This window comes from Paractinoplanes rhizophilus (assembly GCF_042664765.1).
Classification (GTDB): Bacteria; Actinomycetota; Actinomycetes; order Mycobacteriales; family Micromonosporaceae; genus Actinoplanes; species Actinoplanes rhizophilus.
The window spans coordinates 333,694-356,484 of the sequence record NZ_JBHTBJ010000002.1 but is presented as its reverse complement, the minus strand read 5'-3'; the positions used below and the strand labels follow the sequence as shown (position 1 = coordinate 356,484).

The 22,791-nt window shown below is 71.3% G+C and carries 20 protein-coding genes; 11 read left to right on the top strand and 9 right to left on the bottom strand.

Annotation, left to right across the window (positions count from 1 at the left end; all coding sequences use genetic code 11):
- Positions 1-22 precede the first annotated feature (22 nt).
- Positions 23-1,027, bottom strand: coding sequence for a Leu/Phe/Val dehydrogenase (locus ACFQS1_RS05525; protein WP_378964959.1), 1,005 nt, complete (start codon positions 1,025-1,027; stop codon positions 23-25).
- A gap of 109 nt (positions 1,028-1,136) precedes the next feature.
- Between ACFQS1_RS05525 and ACFQS1_RS05520 the strand changes: the two genes are divergently transcribed.
- The 3 genes from ACFQS1_RS05520 to ACFQS1_RS05510 all read left to right on the top strand — a co-directional run bounded on the left by ACFQS1_RS05520 (position 1,137) and on the right by ACFQS1_RS05510 (position 3,626).
- Positions 1,137-1,592, top strand: a complete 456-nt coding sequence (locus ACFQS1_RS05520; protein WP_378964957.1) for an Lrp/AsnC family transcriptional regulator — start codon at positions 1,137-1,139, stop codon at positions 1,590-1,592.
- A gap of 694 nt (positions 1,593-2,286) precedes the next feature.
- On the top strand, positions 2,287-3,354 hold the full coding sequence (locus ACFQS1_RS05515) for a nucleotidyltransferase family protein (RefSeq protein WP_378964956.1): 1,068 nt from the start codon (positions 2,287-2,289) through the stop codon (positions 3,352-3,354).
- Positions 3,351-3,626 (top strand): hypothetical protein, encoded by a 276-nt coding sequence (locus ACFQS1_RS05510; protein ID WP_378964955.1) that lies wholly within the window; start codon positions 3,351-3,353, stop codon positions 3,624-3,626. Before ACFQS1_RS05515 ends, ACFQS1_RS05510 begins: the two co-directional genes overlap by 4 nt.
- 237 nt (positions 3,627-3,863) lie before the next feature.
- Here the strand turns inward: ACFQS1_RS05510 and ACFQS1_RS05505 are convergent, their stop codons facing one another.
- From ACFQS1_RS05505 to ACFQS1_RS05495, 3 genes are all read right to left on the bottom strand, one after another.
- Positions 3,864-4,616 carry a helix-turn-helix domain-containing protein gene (locus ACFQS1_RS05505; RefSeq protein ID WP_378964953.1) on the bottom strand — a complete coding sequence of 251 codons (753 nt, stop codon included), beginning with the start codon at positions 4,614-4,616 and terminating at the stop codon, positions 3,864-3,866.
- Positions 4,617-4,652: 36 nt separating this feature from the next.
- The gene (locus tag ACFQS1_RS05500; protein ID WP_378964951.1) at positions 4,653-4,955 is read right to left on the bottom strand and encodes a putative quinol monooxygenase; all 303 of its coding nucleotides are present in this window, start codon (positions 4,953-4,955) and stop codon (positions 4,653-4,655) included.
- Positions 4,956-5,166: 211 nt separating this feature from the next.
- Positions 5,167-6,696 carry a hypothetical protein gene (locus ACFQS1_RS05495; protein ID WP_378964950.1) on the bottom strand — a complete coding sequence of 510 codons (1,530 nt, stop codon included), beginning with the start codon at positions 6,694-6,696 and terminating at the stop codon, positions 5,167-5,169.
- A gap of 58 nt (positions 6,697-6,754) precedes the next feature.
- Between ACFQS1_RS05495 and mptB the strand changes: the two genes are divergently transcribed.
- The 4 genes from mptB to ACFQS1_RS05475 all read left to right on the top strand — a co-directional run bounded on the left by mptB (position 6,755) and on the right by ACFQS1_RS05475 (position 11,067).
- The gene (gene mptB, locus ACFQS1_RS05490; RefSeq protein WP_378964948.1) at positions 6,755-8,137 is read left to right on the top strand and encodes a polyprenol phosphomannose-dependent alpha 1,6 mannosyltransferase MptB; all 1,383 of its coding nucleotides are present in this window, start codon (positions 6,755-6,757) and stop codon (positions 8,135-8,137) included.
- The gene (locus ACFQS1_RS05485; RefSeq protein WP_378964947.1) at positions 8,061-9,230 is read left to right on the top strand and encodes a glycosyltransferase 87 family protein; all 1,170 of its coding nucleotides are present in this window, start codon (positions 8,061-8,063) and stop codon (positions 9,228-9,230) included. The genes mptB and ACFQS1_RS05485 overlap by 77 nt, the downstream gene beginning before the upstream one ends.
- A 104-nt stretch (positions 9,231-9,334) precedes the next feature.
- Positions 9,335-10,279, top strand: a complete 945-nt coding sequence (locus tag ACFQS1_RS05480; RefSeq protein ID WP_378964946.1) for an ATP-binding cassette domain-containing protein — start codon at positions 9,335-9,337, stop codon at positions 10,277-10,279.
- On the top strand, positions 10,276-11,067 hold the full coding sequence (locus tag ACFQS1_RS05475; protein WP_378964945.1) for an ABC transporter permease: 792 nt from the start codon (positions 10,276-10,278) through the stop codon (positions 11,065-11,067). Before ACFQS1_RS05480 ends, ACFQS1_RS05475 begins: the two co-directional genes overlap by 4 nt.
- Positions 11,068-11,070: 3 nt before the next feature.
- On the opposite strand, the gene ACFQS1_RS05470 is transcribed toward ACFQS1_RS05475, so the two are convergent.
- Positions 11,071-14,127, bottom strand: coding sequence for an AfsR/SARP family transcriptional regulator (locus ACFQS1_RS05470; protein ID WP_378964944.1), 3,057 nt, complete (start codon positions 14,125-14,127; stop codon positions 11,071-11,073).
- Between the two features lie 2 nt (positions 14,128-14,129).
- Positions 14,130-15,062 (bottom strand): helix-turn-helix transcriptional regulator, encoded by a 933-nt coding sequence (locus tag ACFQS1_RS05465; protein WP_378964943.1) that lies wholly within the window; start codon positions 15,060-15,062, stop codon positions 14,130-14,132.
- A 54-nt stretch (positions 15,063-15,116) separates the two neighbouring features.
- Here ACFQS1_RS05465 and ACFQS1_RS05460 point away from each other — a divergent pair, with 54 nt between their 5' ends.
- The gene (locus ACFQS1_RS05460; protein ID WP_378964941.1) at positions 15,117-15,494 is read left to right on the top strand and encodes a VOC family protein; all 378 of its coding nucleotides are present in this window, start codon (positions 15,117-15,119) and stop codon (positions 15,492-15,494) included.
- Between the two features lie 12 nt (positions 15,495-15,506).
- Here the strand turns inward: ACFQS1_RS05460 and ACFQS1_RS05455 are convergent, their stop codons facing one another.
- Positions 15,507-16,022: a hypothetical protein gene (locus ACFQS1_RS05455; protein ID WP_378964940.1), complete on the bottom strand. Its 516-nt coding sequence runs from the start codon at positions 16,020-16,022 to the stop codon at positions 15,507-15,509.
- 487 nt (positions 16,023-16,509) lie between these two features.
- Positions 16,510-17,934: a type I glutamate--ammonia ligase gene (gene glnA / locus ACFQS1_RS05450; RefSeq protein WP_378965043.1), complete on the bottom strand. Its 1,425-nt coding sequence runs from the start codon at positions 17,932-17,934 to the stop codon at positions 16,510-16,512.
- 215 nt (positions 17,935-18,149) lie between these two features.
- Here glnA and ACFQS1_RS05445 point away from each other — a divergent pair, with 215 nt between their 5' ends.
- On the top strand, positions 18,150-18,560 hold the full coding sequence (locus ACFQS1_RS05445) for an RDD family protein (RefSeq protein WP_378964939.1): 411 nt from the start codon (positions 18,150-18,152) through the stop codon (positions 18,558-18,560).
- Positions 18,561-18,653: 93 nt separating this feature from the next.
- Here the strand turns inward: ACFQS1_RS05445 and ACFQS1_RS05440 are convergent, their stop codons facing one another.
- A complete protein-coding gene (locus ACFQS1_RS05440; RefSeq protein WP_378964937.1) occupies positions 18,654-19,346 on the bottom strand; it encodes a DUF4191 domain-containing protein in 693 nt (230 codons plus the stop codon).
- A gap of 168 nt (positions 19,347-19,514) precedes the next feature.
- Between ACFQS1_RS05440 and ACFQS1_RS05435 the strand changes: the two genes are divergently transcribed.
- Together ACFQS1_RS05435 and ACFQS1_RS05430 are read left to right on the top strand one after the other, a co-directional pair.
- Complete coding sequence (locus tag ACFQS1_RS05435; RefSeq protein WP_378964936.1) at positions 19,515-19,700, top strand: hypothetical protein; 186 nt, start codon at positions 19,515-19,517, stop codon at positions 19,698-19,700.
- A 53-nt stretch (positions 19,701-19,753) separates the two neighbouring features.
- Complete coding sequence (locus tag ACFQS1_RS05430) at positions 19,754-22,606, top strand: helix-turn-helix transcriptional regulator (RefSeq protein ID WP_378964935.1); 2,853 nt, start codon at positions 19,754-19,756, stop codon at positions 22,604-22,606.
- Positions 22,607-22,791 lie beyond the last annotated feature (185 nt).

The following is a 22,791-nucleotide window of genomic DNA, read 5'->3' as shown; positions in this document are numbered from 1 at the left end:
GGCCCGCGAGCACGGGCGCCAGCTACGGCATGGCGGCGCGGGCCAGGCGGGTCGCTGCCTCGGCGGGCGGGATGCCGTCGGTCGCCGCCGCGCGCAGCACCCGGCCGAGGGTGTCGCCGATGGCCTCGACCCGGGCCATCGCGCGGGCCGGGGGCTCGTGGCGCAGCTCGACCGCGGTGGCGTGGATGATGCCGCCGGCGCTGACGACCGCGTCGGGTGCCCACACGATGCCGCGGTCGTGCAGGAGGGCGGCGGTGCTCTCCCGGTCGAGTTGGTTGTTGGCCGGGCCGGCGATCGCCCGGCAGCGCAGGGTGGGCACGGTCCGCGGGGTCAGCAGGCCGCCCAGGGCGGCGGGGACCAGGACGTCGACCTCGGCCGCCAGGCACTTGCCCGGATCGGTCCACGCGACGTTCTCCGGGCGCTTCGAGTCGTCGATGTCGCTGACGGTCAGCTCGGCGCCGGCGTCGGCCAGCAGGCGGGCCACGCGCGCGCCGACCCGGCCCAGGCCCAGGACGGCGAAGGACCGGCGGGACAGATCCGGCGAGCCGAAACGGAACTCGCAGAGGGCGCGCAGGGCCGCGATGGTGCCGGCCGCCGTGGCGGGGGAGGAGTCGCCGCTGCCACCCGCCTCGGCCGGCCGGCAGAAGACGTGCTCGGTGCGCTCCCCGATGACGGCCATGTCGTCGGGGCCGGTGCCGACGTCGGGCCCGGTGGCGTAGGCGCCCGCCAGCTCCTCGATGGTGGTACCGGCGTCGTGCAGGGCGGCCGTGCGGGCCGGCCCGGCCGCGCCGGGCGGCAGGACGATCACCGTCTTGCCACCGCCGTGCGGGAGGCCGGCCAGGGCGCATTTGGTGGTCATCGCGGCGGAGAGGCGGAGGGCGTCGTCGAGACCGTCCCGCCAGTCGGGGTACGCGGCCATGCGGCATCCGCCGATCGCCGGTCCCCGGGCGGTGGAGTGGACCGCGACGATGATCGGGAGACCGGACTCCGGGCCGCGGCGGACAATCACTCGCTGATGCGGGAACATCGCTCTTCCTCCGTACGATCGCATGAGAATTGATCGAAAGCTAAGCGCCTGGAGTGACCGCACGCGGGGTTGCCGAACTTTGTTCGGCACCGGGCCGGAAAGGGTGGCCGTGGACGACGTTGATTCGGCGATCGTGCGGGAATTGCAGCGCGACGCCCGGCAGACCAACCGCGACCTGGCGCGGGCGGTGGGCATCGCGCCGTCGACCTGCCTCGAGCGGGTGCGGCTGCTGCGCGATCGCGGGGTGCTCACCGGCTACCACGCCGAGGTCGGCCTGGGCGCGCTGAACCGGCATGTGCAGGCGTTCCTCCACGTGCAGGTGCGGCCGTTGAGCCGGGACGTGATCGAGGGCTTCAAGGCGTACGCGACCGGGTTGCCCGAGGTGCTGGCGGTCTTCGTGGTGGCGGGCGGGGACGACTTCCTGGTGCAGGTCGCGGTGCCGAGCGTCGACGCCCTGCACGCGTTCCTGATGGACAAGTTCAGCGGGCGGCGCGAGATCGTCGGGTTCCGCAGCTCGGTGATCTATCAGCACGTGCGGAAGCCGGTGATCGAGCCGCTCGGCTAGCCGGCGCCGCGGAGGTGCCGGTCGGGATCGACGCGATGAACGTGGCCCGGGTGTTCATGATGCGCTGGTCCAGGGCAAGCAGTAGGCGGAACGGATTGTTCTCGATGCGGGTATGCCGGTGCACCAGCCAGACGGATCCGCCGAGCCAGGCGGCCGCCGCGACCAGGGCGGAGACGCCGCCGGCCCAGCCCAGCGCGTCGATCGTGCCGACCACGGCGTAGCCCCCGACCACCGGGAGAAGCCTGGGAGACGATCTTGCACAGTGTCGCCGGAATAACCTTCCGGTGCCAACAGCTACCAACGCCTCCACGCCGTTTCGCCTGTCCCGAGCGTCCCATCCACCAGCGACCGAGTGCGATCAAGCACGTCCGGCCACTCGTGCACGTACTCGTTGAGGGTGATCGTCGGCGTGGAATGCCTGAGCGCCGGCCGTACCGCTCTTGTTGGTGTCCTCTGTCCAAGATCGGCGGCGCATGTCGCCATCCTCCGGCGGTAGCACCCTCCCACCACCGGCACCGGTCACCCAGCCGCGTGCCCCGGCCACGCAAACACTCGCCCCCGCGATCAGGCCCAATGACAGATCACATATGCACGATATGACGACGCTTCATGTCAGACCGGGGCCGTTCTACTCGCAATATTCTGGCATTCACCCGCACCGTTCGTGATCGACTCCAGCGAGTACGGTCACCGGGTGGCCTTGCCAATCTCCAAACAGCAGTTCAACAGGCTGGGCGAGCGGATTGCCGCCGGCGACCCTCCGGCCAGGGAAGACCTCACCCAGCTCAACCAGGTCCTTCGTGCATATCAGGCGATCCTGGATACCGTCGAGGAGCAGCTGGCCGGCATTGGCCTTCACGCAACGACTCGGGTGAAGACTCGCTCGGTCCTCATCGAGAAGCTTCGCCGCGAACACGGGATGCTGCTCGCTCGCGTCCAAGACCTCGCCGGCGCCCGCACCGTCATCGACGGCGGCTGGACCGAGCAGGACGGTGTTGTCAGCAATATCGTGACCCACTTTCACGCCTGGACCGGCAAAGCACCGAAGGTCGTCGACCGCCGCGTGGCACCCAGCCACGGCTACCGGGCAGTTCACGTCATCGTCTTCCCCGACGGCGTACCGGTTGAAATTCAGGTTCGAACCGAACTCCAGAACTATTGGGCCCAGATCGTCGAACGTCTCGCGGACCGCTGGGGACGAAACATTCGCTACGGCGCAGACCCCGAAAACCCTCAGTTGCCCGCCGAGGGGATTCATCACCGCGACGGCAGCCCGGTCACTCGCGGTGAAGTAATCCGCAACCTACGAGCTGTCTCCCTGGAGATCGCGGCTATCGAGGCAACCGAACGTCAGATGAACGTTTTCCAGAATCGAACCCCAGCCAGCCTCGAACAGCGAATAGCCAACACCTTCCATCGCGAGATGACGGATCCGGATGCGGATGCCGTGTTGTACTACCCTCGTTTGCGGAGAATCTTCAAGGATTTCATCACCAGAGGGACCGAGAGTCGAGCCTTGCGGCTGAGCCTTCGCCGCCGTATGCAGAGCGCAAGACGCGTCGCCGGCAGGATCATCCGGCGCACGGTACCCAACATCCAGGCACCGAACGCGGACTTCGTTCGCCGGAAGATACTTCTGTGCGACAAAGTCGTTGACAGTGCGGCTGACGAGTTTGGGTCGCGGTTGAAGCAGCAGCAAGCTAGTCTGCGGGATACGCTTCAAACGTTGACCGAGTACGTGGACCAAGGGGGCATCAGGTGAGGCACTACCTTGTGGTGTTCGATCGCCGGTCCGGTGCCGTTGTCCGGTTCCAGGAGTTCAGCAACGCCGATGATGCGTTGACAGCACGGTTCGACGCTGAGAACGAGTACGCGGACAACGCCGACATCGAAGTCGTTGTTCTCGGTGCGTCATCCAAGGATTCCCTGCTCAAGACGCACGCGCGCTACTTCAAGGGCACGCTGGAGATAGCCAGCAGCGCTCTCACCAGGCTGCGGCGATTCGAGGCCGCGTCCCAAGCGCGCGTCGCCTAGCAACGCAGCCGATCGCCCTCCGAGCGAGTCCTAACCCGGTCTTGGCCGCCAGTCCCCGACCGAACCTGGCATGGCAGGTCGCCGGCTGGCCGTCTCGCGTGTCCGGTGCGCTCGGCCCGGGTCAGGGCGAGCCGCAGCCCGGCTCAAGGGAGGGCGAGCCGAACGGCCCACGTGCTGGGTTCGGTCAGTGCGGGCCGCGCGGCCCGTTTGCTGCGGGCTCGGGTCACGACGAGCCCCTCACGGGCGGAAGCTGAGCCGATACTCCGTCGGCGTGCGGCCGGTCAGCTCGCGGAACGCGGCGTTGAACGCCGACAGGGAGTTGTAGCCGACGTCGAACGCGATGGCGGTGACCGGCACATTCTCGTCGGCCAGTTTCTCGACGGCCGCCAGGATGCGCATCCTTCGCAGGGCCGCACGCCACGTCATGCCGGTCTCGTCCTCGAACCGCCGGGCCAGCGATCGCGCCGTCAGGCCCACGTCTTCCGCGATCTCCTCGAACCGGGCCCGGCCGCCGAGCCGCTGCTCGGTGAGCCGCAGCGCCTTCCGCAGCTCGGGCGAGCGGCCGGCCGGCACCACGATGGGGCTCGGATGCTCGGCCAGCCGCCAGCAGACGGCGGCCAGCGCCGCGAACAGCGTCTCCGCGTAGGCCGGCAGGGGCTCCTCGCTCGGGCCCCACGCGCCGCACTCGGCCAGCAGGGCGCCGGCCAGCCGGTTCAGGTCGAACACCGCCAGCGCCGCCGGTGGCGCCGGGACGAACCCGGCGTCGAACAGCACCGACGCCGTCGTCACCGGCTGCGGGATGCTCACCCGGATCGGCCGGCCGGCCTGGATCAGGGCGGCCCGGGCCGGCGGCAGCAGCCACGCCTGCCCGTCCGCCTCGAGCCGCAGCACGCCGGCCGAGGCGCAGAGCAGGTAGTGGCGGTCGACGCAAAGCTCACGCTCCGGCTCGGCCGGAAACGTGCGCACGAAGCTGTACGCCGGACGGCTCATCGACGCTCTCGCACGCGCTGATCGTAAGGCCCGGGATCAGCCCACGGTCTCCATCAGGTCGGCGCGGAAACGCCGGCTCACCGGCGCGCCCACCATCATCGGGCGAAGCACCTCCCCGGAGCGGGCGAACGACGCCGACCCCAGATACCCGGCGAACGACTCGTCGTCCCGCCATTCGTGCACCAGGGTGATCTGGGTGTCGTCCTCCCGCCCGGCGTAGACCCGGAACGCGAGATTGCCCGGCATGGCTCGCACCTCCGCACGCTCCCGGTCGAGCTGGGCGAGGGCGGCCGGCCGGTCGGCGGCGGTCGTGCTGAAGTCCAGAATCGCGATGAACATAGAAGAACTCCTCGGATCGAGCGATGACGGAATCGAGCGGTGACGGAATCGAGCCGCGACCGAATCGAGCGGTCACGGAATCGAGCGGCGCCGGCCGCGTTGTCACCGCTCGATCCTCACGCGGCGGCGGGCCGGCATGCCGCCGCCGGCCGGACAGCTTCACGCTCGCATCGGACACGTGCCATCGGAGCGCCGGTCAGACCGACGGGATTCAGCTGGTCAGCGTGTAGCGGCCCGGCTCCGGCACCCGCACCAGCGCCCACGGCCCGCTGCGCGAGACGACAGCCCCGCCGGAGGCGCGCAACCAGCGGTAGTAATGCACCCGCACGACCACGTTCCCGGCCGTCTCGGCGACGAAGGTGACCGAGGTGGCGTTCTGGGACACCAGGCCGGGCGCGATGGGCGAAGCGCCGGCCACGCGGTAGAGGACCCAGTGCTCGCCCTGCCACACCTCGCTCAGATACGGCAGGCCGGCGGCGATCAGATCGGCTTCGGGCCGGCCCGACCACGTGAGCGAGGCGTCGGGGACGGCCACGAACTGCACGGCCATGTCGGACAGCCAGGCGCGATACGAATCGGCGGTGAGGGCCACCCCCGTACCCGAAGTGCCGGGGATTCTATTGAAAAACAACGGGTTTCGGGCAATGTCGGCTTGGCGCAACCAACCCCGGGCCAGCGGCACGTCTCCCATGTGGGCCGACTCCCAATAGTCCCGGGTGGGCGGGATCTCGACCCGGCCGGTCAGCTGCTCCTGCGCCAGCCGGGAAAGCAGCGGCGCGAAATACTCCGGCGAGGAGGTCGGATTTCCCAGGTCACGCACGTCACCGGTGACCACGGGCGGCTGCCACCAGCACGCCACGATCAGGAGGCCGAGAACGGCCCAGAGCGGCAAACCCGCCCCTCGCCGAACGACGGGCAGAGCCGCATAGCCGGCCAGGAGCGGCAGCGCGAACATCACCGAGAGCCGCGTGGCGTTGAGCCCCACCGGCGTGTGCAGCAGCGCGGCCCCGAGCACGCCGAGCGCGGACAGCAGCGCCCCGATCCGCACCGGGCGATGCGGCACGAGCACCGCCACCGCCAGGCTCGCCACCACGGCCCGCAGCGTGTCGTCGTGGCTGATGTTCATCCAGCCGCCGTCGCCGAACAGCAGGGCGGTCAGCGCGAGCGGCACCGCAGCGGGCACCGCGACCAGCAGTCCGCTCACGACGCGCCCGCTCAGCAGCAGCGCCGCCCCGGCCAGCCCGAGGAACAGGCCGGCGACGGGACTGGTCGCCCCGGCGGCGAGCGCCGGCACCACGGCCAGCCATCGCCAGCGGGGAACCGTGAGCAGGACCAGCGCGCCGAGCCCGAACGCGACCCCGAGGCCATAGGTGACACGTCCGCTCACCAGGTTGCCGGCCACGCACGCGACCCCGGTCAGCGCGCCCAGCCAGGGCCGGGGCGCGGCGGTGCGCCGGAACAGCACGGCCAGCAGGACGGCGGCGGCGACGAGGGCGAGGGCGCCGGTGACGCGTACGCCGAGCAGCGCCATCACCGGCTGCGACAACAGGCTGTAACCGAGCTGAGCGACGCCGGCGTACCACCGGAAGTCGATCGGCGTGTACCCGTGATCGGCGAAGAACGAGGCCCGGGCCACCTGGGCGGACAGATCCGACCCCAGTGGGGGCAGCGCCAGGTATACCGCGCCGAGCACGGCCGCCACCACGGCCGTGCCCCACTCGAGACGGTGCCGGGCCAACACGCGCCCCAACCTACCGGGCGGCCCGATGGTTGCAGGCTGTCACGGTAGGGTGCTCGCCATGTCCCGCCCCGCCCTGGTCCGTTACGCGGGCCTGGCCGGCAGCCTGCTGCTCGCGGTCGCCGCCTGGCTCGGCGGGGCGAGCACCCCGTGGCAACCGACGATCACCCCCGGCACGATCTACGCCGGCCGGGACGGCGTGGTCCTGCCGCTGGCCTGGCTGTTCGGGACGGTCCTGCTGATCGGCGCGTGGTGGGCCGGCCGCCGGCACGTGCCGGCGGCCCGCTGGGCGTACACGACGGCGGGCCTGTGGGTGGTTCCGCTGCTGCCGTTCCTTCCGCTCGGCAGTTACGACATTTACTCGTACGCGTGTCAGGGCTGGCAGCAGGCGGCGGGCCTCGACCCGTACGCCGGTGGGGTGGATCTTCTGGGGTGTCCCTGGGCCGACGCCGTCGCGCCCACCTGGAGGGACTCCCCGGCGCCCTACGGCCCGGTCTTTCTGCTGCTGGCCGCGGTGGCGGCGAAGGCCGGTTCGCTCACCGCCGCCCTCGCCGTGCTTCGCCTGTTCGCGGTGCTGGGCGTCGTGCTGATCGCGGCATGCCTGCCGGTGCTGGCCCGCCGCGCCGGGGTGCCGGTCGAGCGGGCGGTCTGGCTGGCGCTGGCGTGCCCGCTCGTGCCGATCCACCTGGTGTCGGGCGCGCACAACGACGCGGTGATGGTCGGTTTCATGGTGGCCGGCCTGGCCCTGGCGGTCACCCGGCGTCCCCTGGCGGCCGGCCTGCTCCTCGGGCTGGCGGTCGGCGTCAAGGCCACGGCCGTCGTGGTGGTCCCGTTCGCGCTGCTGATGGTGCTGCCGGCCAAGAAAGCCGTCGCCCAGCTGATCGGCGGGGTGGTCGTCACGCTGGGAGCGGTGTCGCTGGCGTCCGGGCGCGGGCTGGGGTGGATCACCGGGCTCGAGGGCAGCGGCGTCTCGGTGCAGTGGACCTCGCCGCCCACCGCCGTCGGCATGGTGTTCCGGCTGTTCGGGGTGGATGCCGTGCCGGTGACCCGGGCGATCGGGATCGTGGCGCTGGCGGTGACGCTGGTCGTGCTCTGGTGGCGGGCGTTGACGAGAGACCCGCTGGTCCATGCGGCCTATGCCCTGGCCGCCACCGTCCTGCTGGCGCCGGTCTTCCACCCCTGGTACGCCGTCTGGGCCCTGATCCCGCTGGCCGCGACGGTGCGCCGCGAGACCCGCTGGCTGATCGTCCCGGCCGCCGTCGCCGCCGCCCTGTGCCTGCCCGACGGTTACAACCTCGCGCTGGCCGTCAAGTCCCAGGGCGCGATCGCCGTGACCGCCTTGCTCTGCTATCTCGGGATAAAAAGGTATGCGACCAAAAATCCTGATCCTGTCGCTGCTGGGCCTGGTCACGCTGGTGATCAACTACCTCGCCGAGACCCGTAACGAGTACTTCGACTCCAAGGTCTACTACGGCGCGATCCAGTACTGGTTCCACGGCGACGGCGGGATGGTCTACGACTGGCTGCGCCCCGACACCCCGTACGGCTTCACCTATCCGCCCTTCGCCGGCCTGGTCATGTCGCCGATGGCGCTCCTGCCGTTCGGCGCCGTGGTGGTGATCGCCGTGATCGCCACCGTGCTGACCACCGCCCTGCTCGTCTGGTGGTTCGCCGGCCCGCTGCTCAAGCGCCTGCCCACGCCGGTGTGGTTCGCCTTCGGCGTCGCCTGCTGCCTGGCGCTCGCCTTCGAACCGGTCCGCGAGACGATCACCTTCGGCCAGGTCAACACGCTGCTGCTCACGCTGGTGGCCGGCGACATGCTCCTCGGCGTCGCGCGCGGCCGGCGCTGGGCCGGCGTCGGGATCGGCCTGGCCACCGCGGTCAAGCTGACCCCGGGGATCTTCATCGTCTACCTGCTGATCACCAGGCGCTGGCGGGCGGCGGCCGTCGCGTCCGGCACCGCCGCCGGCGCCACCCTGCTGGCCGGCGCCGTATTTCCCGACGAGACCCGCGAATTCTGGACCTCGGCGCTGTGGGACACCAACCGGGTCGGCGTCCTCTCGTTCCTCTCCAACCAGTCCGAGCGCGGCTTTCTGGCCCGGCTCCCGATCGACCGCGTCGAATCCCGCGTCTGGCTGCTCTGCGTACTGGTCACCCTGGGATTCTGGATTTTCCGGGTACGGCGGGCGCCGGCTGATGTCATGGGCGGCCTGGCCCTGACCGGCGTGGCCGGTTGCCTGATCAGCCCGGTGACCTGGGTCCACCACTGCGTGTGGCTGATCCCGGCCCTGATCCGGTGTGTCGACGCCGGACCGGCCGGCCCGGGCCGAACAGCTTGGCCGCGGTATCTGGCCGGCTCGGCGTACCTGATCATGACCTCGCGCGTCACCTGGCTGTGGGAGACGGCGCCGCGCCCGCCCCTGGAGATCATCGGCGGCAACCTCTACGTCTGGTTCAGCCTGGCCCTGCTGGCCTGGACCCCGATCGGCGCCGCGCGCTCGCCGGCCGTCGAGGAACCGCAGCGGATCGTCGCGTAGCGGGCGCTGACGCGCGCTGACACGGCGCCGTGGAAAATGTCAGCGCCGTATCAGCGGCCCGGCGCACGCTGGCTCCTGTCGAACAACATGACGGGAGTCTTCACATGACGAACGCGATCGTCGCCGAGGGGCTGGTCAAGCGCTTCGGCGACACCACCGCCCTCGGCGGCGTCGATCTTGCCGTACGCGAGGGGACCGTGCTCGGCCTGCTCGGGCCGAACGGTGCCGGCAAGACCACCGCGGTCCGGGTGCTGGCCACGCTGATCCAGCCGGACGCGGGGCACGCCACGGTGGGCGGTTACGACGTGGTCAGGCAGGCGCATCAGGTGCGCAGCCTGATCGGCCTCACCGGCCAGTACGCCTCGGTCGACGAAACTCTCACCGGCGTCGAGAACCTGCTGCTCATCGGCCGGTTGCTCGGCCTGTCCCGGCGCGATGCCCGGGCGCGCGCCCGCGACCTGCTGGCCCAGTTCCACCTCGACGACGCGGCCGACCGCGCCGCCGGCAAGTACTCCGGCGGCATGCGGCGCCGCCTCGACCTCGCGGCCAGCCTGGTCGGCCGGCCGCGACTGCTCTATCTGGACGAGCCGACCACCGGCCTCGACCCGCGCAGCCGCAACGACATGTGGGACATCATCCGCGAGCTGGTGGGCGACGGCGTCACCGTGCTGCTCACCACCCAGTACCTCGACGAGGCCGACCAGCTCGCCGACGAGATCGTGGTCATCGACCACGGCAAGGTGATCGCCACCGGCACGTCCGACGAGCTCAAGTCCCGCACCGGCGCGCAGACCGTCACCGTACGCCCGGCCTCGGACGACGACCGGGACACCGTCGCCGCCCTGGTCGGCTCGATCGCCTCCGGCCCGGTCGACCTGCGTGGCTCGATCGTCAGCGCCCCGGTGACCGATCCCGCCGCGCTCGCCCACCTGGTACGCCGCCTCGACGAGAAGGGCCTGCTGGTCGCCGAGCTCGCGCTGCGCAGCCCGAGCCTCGACGAGGTGTTCCTCACCCTGACCGGCCACCCCGCAGAGGAGGGCGCCGCATGACCGCCACCACCATCGAGCCCCGCGTCCGCCCCGTCGTGGCCGTGCGCAACACCGCCACGCTCGCCTGGCGGACGCTCGTGCAGATCAAGCACAACCCCTTCGAGCTGCTCGACTTCAGCGTCCAGCCGATCATGTTCCTGGTGCTTTTCACGTACGTCTTCGGCGGCGCCATCGCCGGGTCGACCAGCGAGTATCTGGCCTTCGGCCTGCCCGGCATCATCGTGCAGAACATGCTCTTCGCCACGCTCAACACCGGCGTCGGCCTGAACACCGACATCAGCAAGGGCGTCTTCGACCGGCTCCGGTCGCTGCCGATCTCGCGCTGGTCCCCGCTCGCCGGCCGGATCGTGGCCGACGTGGTCAAGCAGGCGTGGGCGATCGCGCTGCTGCTGGTCGTCGGCACCATCCTCGGTTTCCGGATCGGCACCGGCCCGGCCGAGGTGATCGGCATGTTCGGCCTCCTGCTGCTGTTCGCCTTCGCCGCGTCGTGGATGTCGGTGCTGGTCGCCATGCTGGTCAGCGAGCCCGAGAAGGTGCAGATCTTCGGCTTCGTGCTGCTGTTCCCGCTGACCTTCGCCAGCAACGCGTTCGCGCCGACCGCCACCATGCCCGGCTGGCTCCAGGCCTGGGTCAAGGTCAACCCGGTCTCGATCCTCGCCGACGCCGTGCGCGCCCTGCTGAACGGCGGCCCGCTCGCCACCCCGGTCACCCAGTCGCTGATCTGGGCGGCCATCCTGCTGGCGGTCTTCGCCCCGCTCTCGGTGTGGGCCTTCCGCCGCCGCGTCTAAGCCCTACGGAGCGTCCGGGGTCGTTGCGAGGCCGGCCGCGTCCAGCGCGGTCGGCACGGTCACCAGGGCGCCGCGATGGTAGGCCGCCTCGAAGCCCGCGTCGCCCAGCGCGGCGCGGGCGTCGAGGGCCACCCGCTCGGTGTCCGGCACCGTCGCGTCCCGCGATCCGCGCACCGCGTCCGCCGCGCCCAGCAGATAGGCCGCCTGCGCCGGGTCGCCGGAGCGCGCCGCCAGGTCGGCCCAGCCGACCAGCGCCATCGCCACCACCGGCGCGTCCCGTGACCGCACGGCGATGCGCAGTGCTTCCTCGTGATACTGCCGCGCCCGATCCAGATCGCCCGCCGCCGCCTCGATCAGGCCCTGCGTGTTGCGGGTCATCGCGCCGAACTGCGGGGCGAACGCCGGATTCGACATCATCCCGGCCGACCGGGCGATCAGATCGCGAGCCTCGTCGAGCTCGCCGTTCAGCCGGGCCAGCGTGGCGTACCCGTACTGGACGGAGGCCAGCACCTCGGGCAGGCCGATCTCCTCGGCCGTCTCCTTGGCCTGCTTGAGCGCCCGGCGCGCCTCGTCGTGCTCGCCGGCCAGCCAGAGCTGGTGTGCCATCTTGGCCTCCAGCTGCGGCAGGTCCTCGCGAATGCCGACCTCGCGGATGAGCGCCGCCGCCTCCCGCTGCCAGCGCACCGCCTGCGCGAAGTCGCCCTCGGCCGCGGCCAGGTCGGCCAGCGCGCTCAGCGTGAACCCCATGCCCCAGCGCTCGCCGATCGCGCGGAACCCGGCCAATGCGTCCCGCATGTCGGCGAGCGCCGCCTCGCTGCTCTGCCCGAAGTTCAGCCGCAGGTGCGCGACGATCAGCCTGGCCGTGGCGCGCAGCCAGGCGTCGGGATCCTCGAAGAGGGGCTCGACCGCGTGGAAGCCCGCCTCGGGGTCGGGGTTCATGAAGATCAACGCCATCGGCTTGAGGAGGCGCAGCGCCGGGTGCTTCGCGTCGGGGCCGGCCCCGTGGGCCTCCGCCTGGAGGAAGTGATCCTCCACCGCGGAGATCGGCAGAGCGCCCTCGAGCCCGTTGATCGCGGCGAAGGTGTGCGTCAGCGCGAGATCCTCGGCGTCGGCGTCGCCCGGCATCGCGGCCACGTCGGCCGCCAGCACGGCGCCCACCATCCGGTGCCCGCGCAGCCACCAGTACCAGCCCAGCCGGGCCACGAACGCGGTCGCGGTCGCCTTGTCACCGGCCTCGATCGCCGCCCGGATCGCGGCGTGCATGTTGTCGTGCTCCACGCCCAGCCGTCGCAGCCACGGCAGCTGCTCGGCGGCGCGCAGCCGTGGCTCCGCCATCTCGGCGAGCGCCAGCAGGTAGCGGGACAGGGTCAGCCGGTGGGACTCGGACTCGCCGGCCTCGGCCAGCCGCTCCAGCCCGTACTCCCGGATCGTCTCCAGCATCCGGTAACGCCCGTCCGGGCCCAGCACCAGCAGCGACTTGTCGACCAGGGCGCCCACCAGCTCGAGGCCAACCTCGCAGACCTGCTCGACCGCGTCGACGTCGGCGCCGCCGTGGAAGACCGCGAACCGGCGCCACAGCCGCCGCTCGTCCTCGCCGATCAGATCCCAGCTCCAGTCGACCACCGCCCGCAACGTCTGGTGCCGGGGCAGCGCCGTCCGGCTGCCGCCGGTGAGCAGGCGGAACCGGTCGGCCAGGCGGTCGGCGAGCACCGCGACCGGCAGCGTACGGAGGCGGGCGGCGGCCAGCTCGATCGCCAGCGGCATCCCGTCGAGAGCCCGGCAGATCCGCACCACGGCCTCGGCGTTGCCGTCGTCGATGATGAACGCCGCGGCGCGGTCGAGCAGAAGGCGTACGGCCGGAAATGCGGAAGCAATCGCAGCCTCCGCACCCACCGGCGGGAGAGCCAGCGGCTCGACCGCATAGATGCGCTCCCCCGGAATGCCCAGCGGCTCGCGGCTCGTCGCGAGCAGCCGCAGCCGCGGCGCCGCCCGCAGAAGCGCGTCGGCGACCTCGGCGGCCGCCGCGATCAGATGCTCGCAGTTGTCGAGGATGAGCAGCATCTCGCGGCCGGCCAGGGCTTCGCTCAGCCGGGTGAGCGGCGGCGCCTGCTCGGTCACGGCCGGCCGGGTGATCAGCACCTGCGCCCGCAGCCGCAGCGCGCTCAGGATCGCCTGCGGCACCTCGGCCGGATCGCTCACCGGCGCGAGCTCGACCCGCCAGACCTCTTTCGCCTCGCGCGCGCCGACCTCGACCGACAGCCGGGTCTTGCCGCTGCCGCCCGGCCCGGTCAGCGTGACCAGCCGATTGCTGTCGATCAGGGCATGCACCGCGCGCACGTCGGAGTCGCGGCCGACGAAGCTGCTGACCTCGGCCGGCAGATTGCCCCGGGGCCGGTCGGGGGTGCGCAGCAGCTCGAGGTGGATCGCGGCCAGCTCGGCGGACGGGTCGACGCCCAGCTCGTCGGCGAGCCGCTGGCGCATCTCCTCGAAGATCTCCAGCGCCCGGCCGGTGTTGCCCTGCGCCTGCAGGGCCCGCATGAGCAGGCCGGTCAGCGGCTCGTCGAGCGGGTGGGCGGCGCGCAGGCCCTCCAGCTCCGGCACGACATCGCGGCTTCGCATCTCGGCGGCGAGCTTCCGGCGCTGGGCGGCCAGCCGCAGCTCCTCCAGCCGCCGCGCGTCGGCCCGCGCCACCTCGGGGAAGTCGAGCTCGCCGCGCCAGAGCCCGAGCGCCTCGCCCGGCGCCTCCTCGGCCAGCCGGGCGAACCGGACGGCGTCGATGCGATCCGGGTGAATGACCAGCCGGTACCCGTTCGCCGCGGACTCGATGGTCAGCTCGGGCGCGGCCCGGCGCAGCCGCGACACCAGCGCCTGCAGCGCGTTGCCGGCCGCCTGCGGCGGCTCCTCACCCCAGACCCCGTCGATCAAGCGGTCCGCGGAGACGTTGCGGTTGGCGTCCAGGGCGAGCAGAAGCAGCAGCGTACGCAGGCGCGCGCCGGCGACCGGCACGGCCTGACCGCCCCCGCCGCGCAGCTCGACCGGCCCGAGCACCGCGATGTCCACGCCTACGATTCTGCCTGGCCCCGCAATCCGTGATCGCGCTGCGCCACCCAGCCCGCGAGACGGTCGGCCCAGAGCTCCCGCAACTCGGCGGGTTCGGCAATCTCGAAGGGCATGCCGAGCCCCACCAGAACGCCGGGAAGCCAGTCGAGCCGCTCGGCCCGCAGGCGCACCCGCACCCACTCCGCGCCCTCCGGCTCCACAGTCGCGAGCCCCCGCGGAAGCCGGCCGCGCACGTCGTCCGCGGCGCCCCGCACCCGGACACCGACCTGGTATCGCCACGGCACGTCCATCGTCGGCTCCGCCGTGACCCCCGCCGGCACCGTGAAGGTGCCCGCCACCAGCCGCACGTGATCGATCCGGTCGAGCCGGAAGGTGCGCATCCCGCCGCCGGCCGCGCCGGTCACATACCAGTGCCCGCGCCTCGCGATCAGACCGTAGGGATGCACGGTCCGCTCGGTGCGCCGCCCGTTGCGGTCGACATAGCCGATCACGGCCGGCCGTCGCTGCTGGGTCGCCTCCGCCAGCCGCAGCATGGTCGCCGCCTCGGAAGCCTCGGGAGTCTTCCGCGCGGGCTCGCTGTTCGCCAATATCTCGCCGAGCCGGGCGGCGAGGGCTGTCGGCAGCACCCGGCGCACCTTCGCCGAAGCGGCCTCGGCGGCCGCCTGGTCGATCGTCGCCAGCCCGAGCAGCACGGCGAGCGCTTCCTCGTCGGTCAGCATGAGCGGCGGCATCCGGAAGCCCGGCATCAGCCGGTAGCCGCCGTACCGCCCCCGCACCGCCACGACCGGCACCTCGAGGTCGACCAGGTGCTCGGCGTATCGCCGCACTGTCCGCTCGTCGACGCCGAGCCGCTCGGCCAGCTCGCCGGCGGTGTGGGTGCCTCCGCCCTGCAGGATCTCCAGCAGGGCGAGCACCCGTGCTGTCGGCCGGGTCACACCGCCGACAATACCGGGCGGATCCTGCCCGGTATCGGTCTTAGCGTGCCACCCATGAACCTCACCTCGATCCGCCTCATCACCGACGACGTCGCCCGCCTCACCGACTTCTACGCGCTCGTCACCGGCCTGCCGGCGCGCCGCTGGACCCCGGATTTCGCCGAGATCGTCACGCCCGGCGCCACCCTGGCGATCGGCAGCACCGCCGCCGTTCCGTTCCCCGGGGGTGCCAACCGCGCCGCCATCGTGGAGTTCCGGGTGGACGATGTGGACGCCGAGTGGGCGCGCCTGCGCGACGCGGTCGGCGACGTCGTGCAGGAGCCCGCGACGATGCCGTGGGGCAACCGGTCCCTGCTGCTCCGCGACCCCGACGGCACCCTGGTCAACCTCTTCACCCCGGTGAGCGCCGAGGCCATCGCCCGCGTTTCCTAGGTGCGGCTCTCGTCAAGCCAGAAATGTCTGGGTCAGAAGCAGGCATCCGAGAACGAATATGACGGCCGGCACGATCACCCAGAAGAGATGGGTCGAGAACGCGATCCGATTGACCCATCGGAAGAGACCGCTGTAGCGGATCTCGGCCCGGTCGGCCGCTCGCTTCAAGCCGCGCAAGCGGCCGTCCTCGGCCTGGTCGTCGAAGAAGCGTCGATCGATCTCCGCCAGCACGAACTGCGCGCGTCGCTTGTTCTTGAGGTAACGCTCGCCGTACGCGAACGAGTAGATCGTCGCGAAGAGGCTGACCACGACAAGCACCACGCACAGCGGCCGATCGCCGCGGTTGACGGTCTTGTCGAGCGAGATGACCGCGATCAGGGCGGACGCCACCAGCATGGCGTAGTTTGTCGCGTTCGACCGTGTCACCTCGACCTGGCGCGCTGTCGCCCGGAATTCCGCGTAGTGGCTCCAGAGCAGATCCTTCTGCAGCTTGTCACGATCGGAGAGCTCGCTCGCCGGTTCTTCCATGGTCGCCTTCTTGCCGCAGCCGGAACGAGAGGCCGACACTATCGGCTGCGAGAGCCGCACAGCCGGTCAGATAGCGGACAAGCACGTTGGAGCCGGAAAGTTCCGAATAGGGCTCACATTAGCGACGGTGGTCTATTCTCCGCGGCGTTTTCGTATTTGCCACCCGTTCGATCTCTGTGGCGCATTCCCTGGGACTCCTCGCCAACTTCAAGCTCGCCGCCGTCTGGCTGCTCCCGGGCGCCCGCAGGGCCGGGCCAAGGTGGGGTTGCCGATGCGCTGAAGTTTCAACGGCCTGCGGCACTACCACGCGACGTTGCTCATCCATGCGGGAGCGCGCGTCAAAACGGTGCAACTGGCGCTCGGGACAGGCGAAACGGCGGCCACGTCGGCTGCGAGCCGATCGTGACCGCCGTCCCTCGAGTTGTGCCCGTGTTGTGCCCAAGATCAGATCAGCGAGTGTTTCCGCTGGCCAGCTAGGTGCAGCGGGTCAGACGTTGTAGTACATCTCGAACTCGTGGGGGGTCGGGCGGAGGCGGACGGGGTCGATCTCGTTCGCCCGCTTCCAGTCGATCCAGGTGGAGATCAGGTCGTCGGTGAAGACGCCGCCGGCGGTGAGGTACTCATGGTCGGACTCGAGCGACGTGAGCACCGCGTCGAGGGAGCCGGGGACCTGCTTGACGTTGCCCCACTCCTCCGGCGGGAGGTCGTACAGGTCCTTGTCGATCGGGGCCGGTGGCTCGGTCTTGTTCTTGATGCCGTCGAGGCCGGCCATCATCATGGCCGAGAAGGCCAGGTACGGGTTGCTCGACGGGTCGGGGACGCGGAACTCGACGCGCTTGGCCTTCGGGTTGCTGCCGGTCACCGGGATGCGGGTGCAGGCGGAGCGGTTGCGCTGCGAGTACACCAGGTTGACCGGAGCCTCGTAGCCGGGCACCAGGCGCCGGTACGAGTTGACCGTGGGGTTGGTGAACGCAAGCAGGCTGGGCGCGTGGTGGAGCAGGCCGCCGATGTACCAGCGGGCCGTGTCGGACAGGCCCGCGTAGCCGGTCTCGTCGTAGAACAGCGGCTCGCCGCCCAGCCAGAGGCTCTGGTGGGTGTGCATGCCGGAGCCGTTGTCGCCGAAGAGCGGCTTGGGCATGAAGGTCGCGGTCTTGCCGTTCTCCCACGCCGTGTTCTTGATGATGTACTTGAACAGCTGCAGCTGGTCGCCGGCGTGCAGCAGGGTGGAGAACTTGTAGTTGATCTCGGCCTGGCCGGCGGTGCCGACCTCGTGGTGCGAGCGCTCGACGGTGAAGCCGGCGTCGAGCAGGCGGCGGACCATGGAGTCGCGCAGATCGGAGTAGTGGTCGAGCGGGGAGACGGGGAAGTAGCCGCCCTTGTACGCGGTCTTGTAGCCGCGGTTGCCGCCCTCCTCGTCCTTGCCGGAGTTCCAGGCGCCCTCGATCGAGTCGATGTAGTAGAACGCCTCGTTGGCCGAGGTGGAGTGACGGATCGAGTCGAAGATGTAGAACTCCGCCTCGGCGCCGAAGTACGCGGTGTCGGCGATGCCGCTGGAGGCCAGGTAGGTCTCCGCCTTCTTCGCCACGTTCCGCGGGTCACGCGAGTAGGGCTCGCGGGTGAACGGGTCGTGGATGAAGAAGTTCAGCGCCAGCGTCTTCTGCCGGCGGAACGGGTCGATGAACGCGGTGCTGACGTCCGGCAGCAGCATCATGTCGGACTCGTGGATGGCCTGGAACCCTCGGATGGACGAACCGTCGAAGGCGAGACCGTCGGTGATCACGCTGTCGTCGAACGACTCGACCGGGGTGTTGAAGTGCTGCATCACACCGGGCAGGTCGCAGAAGCGTACGTCGACGAACTTGACGTCCTCGTCCTTGAGGTATCGCAGGAGTTCCTCGGGATTGGCGAACAACACGTCCTCCTGGCACATGAATTCGATACCGGGCGGCGTGGTTCCGCCGCGGGGCTAGGCTGGTCGCGACGCTATGGTGCGGGAGTTGCCCGGGCGTATCCCTATTGTTTCCGTCGTGTTACGGCGTCGCCGGGGAGCCGCGATCATGTCGACGCTATCGCGGTCGTCGCGCCCGCGCGGCCGGTCGCCCAAAGCGCCCCGGTTACGCTGGCCTCATGGCCACCACCAGCGACCCCAAGGCGCCCGCGCTCGACCTGACCACCATCGAGGTGGCGTCGTTCGGCCGGCGGCTGATCGGGCTGCTGATCGACTGGGCGGCGGCCACGCTGGTGGCCAGCTTCCTGGTCGAGAGCCTGAGCCGTAACCCGTGGCCGCAGCTGGCCGTCTTCGTGCTGGCGCACGCGCTCTTCGTCGGCCTCTTCGGACAGACGCTCGGGATGGCGCTGGCCCGGATCCGGTGCGTGTCGTTCGCCGACGGCGGGGCGATCGGCATCCCGCGGGCGCTGCTGCGCGCGGTGCTGCTGGGGCTGCTCATCCCGGCGATGATCTCCGATGGGGACGGTCGGGGGCTGCACGACCGGGCCGCGGGCTCGGTGATGGTCATGCCGCGACGCCAGCGCGACTGAACGGCGCGGCGCGACCACCCGCCGCTCCGGACCGCGGCCGGGCGGCTGCTCGGCGCGGGGCTGGGCCCCGCCGTACGATATCGGGCTTTGTCGTTATCTTTGCCGTTGCTGGCGGAACGCGCCCTTGGCCGGCCGCATGTTCTTGGGGATCGCGCCCTTGGGCATCTGGGGGCGGGCCATGAGGGCGCCGAGCCGCTTGTCGAGAGCGTTGACGTCCTTGCCGGTCATGTTGCGCGGGAGGCGCATCAGGGTGGAACGCAGCTTGCGGACCGAGAGCTGGCCCTCCTCGGTGCCCACGACGTAGTCGTAGAGCGGGGCGTTGCCGATCACCTTGGACAGGCGCTTCTTTTCCTGGCCGAGCAGGCCGCGGACGCGCTGCGGGTTGCCCTCGGCGAGCAGGATCACGCCGGGCCGGCCGATCACCACGTGCACCATGTCGAAGCTGGTCGTGGAGCTGGCGGCGGGGCGGACGCGCCAGTCGCCGCGCATGTTCTCCACCAGCTGGGCGGCGGCGCCGGGCTGGCCCTCGGCGACATTCATCATCGCGGCGTTGGAGCGCAGGTTGAGCACGATCACGGCGGCCAGCAGCGCGACCATGACGCCGACCGGGATCCAGATGTACCCACCCGTCAGGAGAACGACGAGCACGGTGAGCGCGACCGGGATCAGGACCGCCGCGACCAGCAGTGGAACGAACCACTTGTCCTGCTTTGCCGTGAACGTGAACACCTGACCGATCTGCTTCAGGCGTTCGCCGAACGACACCTTCTCCTGCGCTTGTGCCATACCCGGAAGTGTAGTGGTGCGGCGATGTCTTACGCGGGGCGGGCACGGCCCGGAGCCCTAGTAAGGAGGGTGCGCGGGCGCAAATGAGGCGGCTGCCCCATGTGTGCGGGGTGCCTTCGCGCGAAGAGTCGATGACATCAGCGAAGGACCTCCGCGAAAGGCACCGAGATGTTTCCCTACAGCGACCCGAACACCACCCTCGACCTGCACCACCAGAAGGTGGCCGAGCTGATCCGCGTGGCCGCCGACCACGAGCGCGCCCGGTCCGCCGACGGCAACCGGCCGCGCCGCTTCGGAAGGTGGCGGGGCAAGGTGCAACGGGGGCGGGGCAGCCACGTCACCGCCACGGTATGAGCGCCGGAAAAGGGACGCGATTCTTGTCGTACCCCCGTGGCATGCTCGACCTCATGACAGCGCACGCGCACAGCGAGGTCCTGGTCGGCCGGGAGGCCGACCTGGCAGCGCTGCGCGACGCGCTGAAAAGGGCCCGCTCCGCCGAGCCGTCCACCGTGCTGGTGGGCGGCGAGGCCGGGGTGGGCAAGACGCGTCTGGTGGAGGAGTTCCGCCGTGGCCTGGCGGGCGAGCCGCTGCGCGTGCTGACCGGCCAGTGCCTCGAGCTCGGCGAGGAGGGCCTGCCCTTCGCGCCGTTCGCGGCGGCCGTGCGCGAGCTGGTGCGCTCCGAGGGCATGGCGGTGCTCGACGGGCGCGAGCGGGAGTTCGCCCGGCTGCTGCCCGAGCTCGGGCCGCCGCCGGAGCCCGGCGACGCCCGGCGCGGCCTGCTCTTCGAGTCGGTCGGCGCTCTGCTCGAGCGAGTCGGGGGCGAGCAGCCCGTCGTGCTGATCATCGAGGACCTGCACTGGGCCGACCGGGCCACCCGCGACCTCATCGCGTTCCTGGTGCGCTCGGCCCGGGTGCCGCAGCTGCTGCTGATCGGCACCTACCGCACCGACGAGCTGCACCGCGGGCATCCGCTGCGGCCGTTCCTGGCCGAGCTCGACCGGGTGCGCGGCGTGCAGCGGCACGAGCTGGGCCGGCTCGACCGCGAGGGCACCGCCGAGATGCTCACCCAGATCCTCGGCGTCGAGCCGCGCGACGCCACGGTCGACGCGGTCAACGAGCGCGCCCAGGGCATTCCGTTCTTCATCGAGCAGTTCGCGGCGGCCGCCGACCCGGCCTGCGGCGACATCCCCAACAGCCTGCGCGACCTGCTGCTGTCGCGGGTCGACCTGCTGCCCGAGCCGGCCCAGCGGGTGCTGCGGGTGGCCGCGGTCGGCGGCACGAAGTTCGGGCACGAGCTGCTCTTCCGGGTCGCCGGGATGGAGGAGGCCGCGCTCGAGTCGGCGCTGCGGGCGATCGTCGCGGCCCAGCTGATCGTCTTCGACCCCGACGGGGGCTACGAGTTCCGGCACGCGCTGGTGCGCGAGGCCGTGCACGACGACCTGCTGCCCGGCGAGCACGCCCGGATGCACGCGCGCTACGCCGAGGCGGTCGAGCAGGATCCGTCGCTGGTCTCCGCGGGGCGGGCCCCGGCCGAGATCGCCCACCACTGGCACGCCGCCCGCGATCACCCGCGGGCGCTGGTCTCGGCCAAGCGGGCGGCCGACGAGGCGGGGCGCAGCTTCGCGTACGGCGAGCAGGCCGGCCTCCTCGACCGCGTGCTGGAGCTGTGGGAGGACGTGCCCGAGGCCGGGTCGCTGCTCGGGATCGAGCACCTCGACCTGCTGGAGGAGGCGGCCCTGGTCGCCATCGACTCCGGCGACCACATGCGGGCGCTGACACTGACCCGCGTCGCCCTCGGCGATCTCGACGCTGCGGCCGAGCCGATGCGCGCCGCCCGGTTGCTGCTGCGCCGGGCCAAGCTGCTGCGCAACGCCGGCAAGAGCGACGGCGCGGCCGAGAGCGACGAGGCGTATCGGCTGCTCGGCCTCGCACCGCAAGGTCCCGACCGGGTGCGGCTGATGGCCGAGGTGGCGCACGTCTACTCGGGCATCGACGGGGACCGGGCGACCGAGATCGCGGAGGAGGCCAAGGCGGCCGCCGCCGACGAGGGCGACCTGGCCACGCTGGTCGCGGCCGAGGTGGTCTTCGGCGAGGTGTGCGCGGGGCGGATGCCGCCCGAGGAGGCGCTGTCGACGATGTACGCGGCGGCCGAGCGCGCCCGGGCGGCCGGCGACCTGTCCAGCCTGTCGCACTCGCTGGTCAACATCTCCGACTCGCTCTACGAGATCGGGCGATACGAGGAGTCCGCGGCGACCGCCGCCGAGGGGGTGCCGGACGCCGACCGGGTCGGGGTCAGCCGGACGACCGGGGTGTTCCTGCTCGCCAACCACGCCGAGGCCCTGATCGCGCTGGGCCGGTGGAACGAAGCCGACGCGCGGCTGGCCGAGGCCGCCCGGCACGACCCGCCGGGGCGGCTGGCGCTGCCGTGGCTGCGGCTGCGGGGCTGGCTCCGGCTCGCGCGGGGGAGCGACGGGGCCGAGACGCTGATCGACCGCGCCGCGATGTGGCTGGGCAAGCGGTACCTGCAGTCGGAGAATCGCCTCTATCTGCTGGATCTGCGCATTCTGCTCGCGCTGGAGTCCGGAGATCCGGTCGCCGCGGCCGAGGCGGCGCGGGCGGCGGTGATCGAGCCGTGTGTCTTCGAGCGGCCCCGATATGGGTGGCCGATGTTGCTGTCGTCGGCGCGGGCCGCGATGGCGGCGCCGGACGGGCAAGACCTGGCTCGGAAGGTGGCCGACGTCGCGTCGCGGCTGCCGTGCGTCTATCCGGCCGAGAAGGCGTATGCGGCTCAGGTCGCCGCCGTGCTGGCCGGCGGCGAGGAGCGGTGGCGGGCGGCCGTCGAGGCGTGGCGAGCCGACGGACACCGGTACGAGCTCGCGGCGGCGCTGCTCGGGCTCGCGGAGGCGCAGGCGGCATCGCGCGCGGTGGCGGCCGAGACGTTGAGCGAGGTCAACTCGATCGCCGATGAGCTGGGGGCCGGGCCGCTGCTGGAGGCGGCCGACACGCTGGCCCGGCGGCTCGGGCTGCGTTCGCCGGGCGCCGCCGTGGCGGTGGCCGCGGGGACTGAGATCTTGACGGCCCGCGAGCGGGAAGTGCTGCGGCTGGTGGCCGAGGGGCAGAGCAACAGCCAGATTGCCGCGAGCCTCTACATATCGCCCAAGACGGCCTCCGTGCACGTGTCCCGGATCATCGCGAAGCTCGAGGTTGCCAACCGGGTGGAGGCGGCGGCGGTCGCGCATCGGCTGGGCTTGCTGGACTGAGCTACGCCGGTCCGTGGGCGGTTGCGGGGTTGTGCGGCCCGTCGCGGTTGCCGGTGTTCAGGGTGGGCGTGCCCTGGCGGCTGTCCGCAGTTTTGTGTTGCCCGTCGCGGTTACCGGTGTTCAAGGTGGGCGTGCCATGGCCGCGGTCCGTGGGCGGTCCCGATTTGCGCGGCCCGTCGCGGTCA

What these genes read in the sequence shown, in the direction of transcription:
- ACFQS1_RS05475 (WP_378964945.1), top strand. Translation starts at nt 10,276, where the DNA reads ATGACCGCCACCACCATCGAGCCCCGCGTCCGCCCCGTCGTGGCCGTG.
- ACFQS1_RS05445 (WP_378964939.1), top strand. Translation starts at nt 18,150, where the DNA reads ATGGCCACCACCAGCGACCCCAAGGCGCCCGCGCTCGACCTGACCACC.
- ACFQS1_RS05440 (WP_378964937.1), bottom strand. Translation starts at nt 19,346, where the DNA reads ATGGCACAAGCGCAGGAGAAGGTGTCGTTCGGCGAACGCCTGAAGCAG.
- ACFQS1_RS05500 (WP_378964951.1), bottom strand. Translation starts at nt 4,955, where the DNA reads ATGTTCATCGCGATTCTGGACTTCAGCACGACCGCCGCCGACCGGCCG.
- ACFQS1_RS05455 (WP_378964940.1), bottom strand. Translation starts at nt 16,022, where the DNA reads ATGGAAGAACCGGCGAGCGAGCTCTCCGATCGTGACAAGCTGCAGAAG.
- ACFQS1_RS05435 (WP_378964936.1), top strand. Translation starts at nt 19,515, where the DNA reads ATGTTTCCCTACAGCGACCCGAACACCACCCTCGACCTGCACCACCAG.
- mptB (WP_378964948.1), top strand. Translation starts at nt 6,755, where the DNA reads ATGTCCCGCCCCGCCCTGGTCCGTTACGCGGGCCTGGCCGGCAGCCTG.
- ACFQS1_RS05505 (WP_378964953.1), bottom strand. Translation starts at nt 4,616, where the DNA reads ATGAGCCGTCCGGCGTACAGCTTCGTGCGCACGTTTCCGGCCGAGCCG.
- ACFQS1_RS05460 (WP_378964941.1), top strand. Translation starts at nt 15,117, where the DNA reads ATGAACCTCACCTCGATCCGCCTCATCACCGACGACGTCGCCCGCCTC.
- ACFQS1_RS05480 (WP_378964946.1), top strand. Translation starts at nt 9,335, where the DNA reads ATGACGAACGCGATCGTCGCCGAGGGGCTGGTCAAGCGCTTCGGCGAC.
- ACFQS1_RS05430 (WP_378964935.1), top strand. Translation starts at nt 19,754, where the DNA reads ATGACAGCGCACGCGCACAGCGAGGTCCTGGTCGGCCGGGAGGCCGAC.
- ACFQS1_RS05525 (WP_378964959.1), bottom strand. Translation starts at nt 1,027, where the DNA reads ATGTTCCCGCATCAGCGAGTGATTGTCCGCCGCGGCCCGGAGTCCGGT.
- ACFQS1_RS05485 (WP_378964947.1), top strand. Translation starts at nt 8,061, where the DNA reads ATGCGACCAAAAATCCTGATCCTGTCGCTGCTGGGCCTGGTCACGCTG.